The following is a 3,082-nucleotide window of genomic DNA, read 5'->3' as shown; positions in this document are numbered from 1 at the left end:
CTTTCACGGTTGTAGCAAGATGGCTGACTGGAGAAGCTCCAAACCAGATTCTCTATCTACCAGATCCTTCCATACCACTGAAAGGCTCGCTACTACTAGATTCCGGGGACTTTGAACATTCAACTCTTCGACGCATACGTATATCGCTTGGCAGTTGCTTGCTGAAACTAGCATGGACGTGATCACTCGCCAAAGTGGAACGAGTGCAGCAATGATTGAGCAGCATTATAGCCATGTATAGCCTGAAATGTTTGCAGATGCTTTATCAGGTGTGACATTCGACGAAGAGAAACCAAAGCCCAAGTCGAAAAAAGCGTTAGCCCGACAAGAAAGGAGTAAGGAGTGTGATGAGAGAATGTTTAAGGATTGGACGGCTGAATATCAGAATCGCGGATGCATCTGACTCGGCTCCTTGTTGTTTTAACATAGCATTTAAGGATATACAGCTTTCCCAATTAAAACTCCTCTTGGGTAAATTGAACTATATTGCTACACTGTGTCTAAAAAAGTGTCTAATCAACTAAAAGCTTTTGGGAATTGCAAAGTTTATGAATGGAAAATTTCAGGACGCACCTTTGGTTTATGTCTGTGCTCAGTTTAAATTTAATTTTCTAGATCTAACCCTTGAGCAAGAAATAGCGGTTGGACAAGCTCTACAAAAAACAATTTTCAGAAAGCGGTTAAATTCCAAGGACTCGGTCACATCAATTACTCCCGGGGCTACTCCTAGGGTAGAAAACCTAACGGTGGAGCGTGAGGCGTACTTCTCCATGGACCAAAGAAACTGCCTTGTTATAGATAAAGACAATAATCTAATCGAATTTAGAACAAGCAGATACGAAAGATCGAATGATTTCATTGGAAATATATTCTCAGCTTTGAAAGCTATGACCGAAGCAGTTACACCCATGCAAGATTTTTCTGTTGCTGAAGTCAGTTTCAATTATGTTGATATAATCGCGCCTAAAGCTGAACGGCAGTTGCAAGACTATTTTGCTCATGGGGATAAAGCATTACCACTATCTGTAATTAAAAATGTCTCTGACAATGATGTTTTACAAATAGGTAGCACGCGATTCACAAGGGTTCTCAAAGACAATAGAACAAGATTAGATATTGAGATTGAACAGCTTCCAAAGTCACCCTCGACTCCAGAAATAAAATATCTACCAAATCAGTTAGTCGAGAGAAATAGAGCCTTTTCGATGCCTATTGATTTACCTTCGACATTGAATGTATTGGAAGAAGGTTTCTATGCTATGGTATGGACAAAAGCAAGTAAACTGCCACAGGATGACATAGGACTTGGCAGTCAAGAAGTTGAACAACTCTGCGTCAAGACACATGGTTTGGCAAAAGAGAGCTTTCACTCACTAATCAACCAAGATGTTTGTAAAACTGACTGGAACTGGGTTGATATCAAGCAGGAGCATTAAGAATGGATGGATATGTAGCAGAATCTCCTAATCCTGAAACATATGTAGAGCAGCGAGCATATGCTAGCGGTAACACCTATGCAGACAGATTTCTTTCGATAAAGCAGCAGTCAAGCTTTTCAAGAGGCGATGATATTCATACAAAGCATAGAGTATATGTGTTTGTCGTAAATCAAACCAAAGATCTTGAACAGCCAGCACAACCTCAAGAAGCGTTATCAATTAGCGAGATTCAAAAACATATCGAGTCCGTTCTGAACTTTAACTCAACTCAAGCTGCTAAAATGGTAGGCGTCTCCAGAGCCACTTATTACAATCATAGGAACGAGTCTCAACCAAGCGAAGGTATTGTTCGCCTATATAATTCAGCATATGAAACCGTGAATAGAATTAGTGCATTGTATCCGGACGCACTACAATCAATCAAACGAGTCCTAGTAAATGGCAAAACTTTGTTGTCTTGGATGACAACAAACAAAATAGACAATGAGGAGCTAGTCGAGCTAGCAAAGGTCGTGCACGAAAAGGTGCAAGGTCAAACTCACCTCGAACCGAAAGCTATATCAAGAGAAACTCAAGATAAGCGAAAATTGATGAATTCGCGTTACGCGTAGTAAAAAGTCGTTTCAGGAAGTATGGACACAACGATGCCGAGTGGTTTTTATGATAATGGGATTACACAAGGCTGTGTCATTCCATTAACTATTTTTGATGATACTCAAAAGCAAGCAATTTTGGATGCGTTACCTAGGAAGAAACATCGCCCTAAAATAGGCATTGTTAAAGATGCAAACTTCGCGGTAGTTTTAACTCAAGAATGTGACCTTAATGCACCTCCACAACACCAGCCGACAATTGAGTTAGCGATAGCGAAACCTGCGAAAAGGAAGGATGAACGTCTTATTCTTGCAAAAAATCTTCATAAGATACATGTGCTTCATGATGATATCGGTTACATAGAATTAGAATCAGACCTAATCGTTCAGCTAGAGAAAGCTGAATTTCAACAGGCTATAATAGAAGCTCGAGACAGCGTAATAAGCAGCAATCACAACTTCAAGAATCTTATTATTAAGTGGCGATTACTTTCTTATGCAAGAGAACCATTCCCACACAAAGTTAATCAGCTAATTAAAACTACTATAAATGATAGTGAAGATACGAGACTTCATGACCTTCTGACTGGCAACACGGCAATAGACAAGCTAGTGGCGTATGTTTTTCCTGAGAATGAAGACGCCGAACACTATTACCTTGCTCTATCGCTACTATTGTATGAAGTAGATGACGACGCTAAAGAAGACATCGCCAGTGAATTTTATAGCATTTTAGAAGACCTTCACGGTAAAAGCGATAGGGTCACGATCCTCAACGTCGCAGATAACCTGATAGACGCACCAGAAGAAGTTGTGGAGGTTGATATTTATCCAGAACCTGCGTTCAGGCCATCAGATATTCAGCTAAGTGACTTCTTTAAATACCGAGAGTATAACGTCGAATACTTATGCTACTCTGATGATAGTGGCGAGAGAATTGACGAAGAAGATTAGTTGCACAGGTGATTTGTACTAACCAGTTCTTTTGGTTTTTTACACAACAGAATCGAACTCGTTACAGGTATGAACTGAATTAGTCTCGACTTAATC

General features: G+C 40.0%; 4 protein-coding genes. All 4 read left to right on the top strand.

What is annotated here, in order from left to right:
* Nucleotides 1–182 (top strand): hypothetical protein (locus B4K11_RS00105; RefSeq protein WP_292957130.1); only part of this gene is annotated, 182 nt, incomplete at its 5' end.
* Between the two features lie 366 nt (nt 183–548).
* Nucleotides 549–1,436, top strand: coding sequence for a TIGR04255 family protein (locus tag B4K11_RS00100; protein ID WP_014978027.1), 888 nt, complete (start codon nt 549–551; stop codon nt 1,434–1,436).
* Nucleotides 1,437–1,438: 2 nt separating this feature from the next.
* Complete coding sequence (locus B4K11_RS00095) at nt 1,439–2,050, top strand: hypothetical protein (RefSeq protein WP_272970044.1); 612 nt, start codon at nt 1,439–1,441, stop codon at nt 2,048–2,050.
* Between the two features lie 33 nt (nt 2,051–2,083).
* Nucleotides 2,084–2,986 (top strand): hypothetical protein, encoded by a 903-nt coding sequence (locus B4K11_RS00090; RefSeq protein WP_292957120.1) that lies wholly within the window; start codon nt 2,084–2,086, stop codon nt 2,984–2,986.
* Nucleotides 2,987–3,082 lie beyond the last annotated feature (96 nt).

It is taken from the genome of Neptuniibacter sp. UBA6509 (assembly GCA_002435145.1).
GTDB lineage: Bacteria > Pseudomonadota > Gammaproteobacteria > Pseudomonadales > Balneatricaceae > Neptuniibacter.
This window is presented reverse-complemented; position numbering and strand designations above follow the sequence as displayed.

Excerpts from the sequence above, each read along its gene's own strand:
- B4K11_RS00100 (WP_014978027.1), top strand. The coding sequence starts at position 549 with ATGAATGGAAAATTTCAGGACGCACCTTTGGTTTATGTCTGTGCTCAG.
- B4K11_RS00095 (WP_272970044.1), top strand. The coding sequence starts at position 1,439 with ATGGATGGATATGTAGCAGAATCTCCTAATCCTGAAACATATGTAGAG.
- B4K11_RS00090 (WP_292957120.1), top strand. The coding sequence starts at position 2,084 with ATGCCGAGTGGTTTTTATGATAATGGGATTACACAAGGCTGTGTCATT.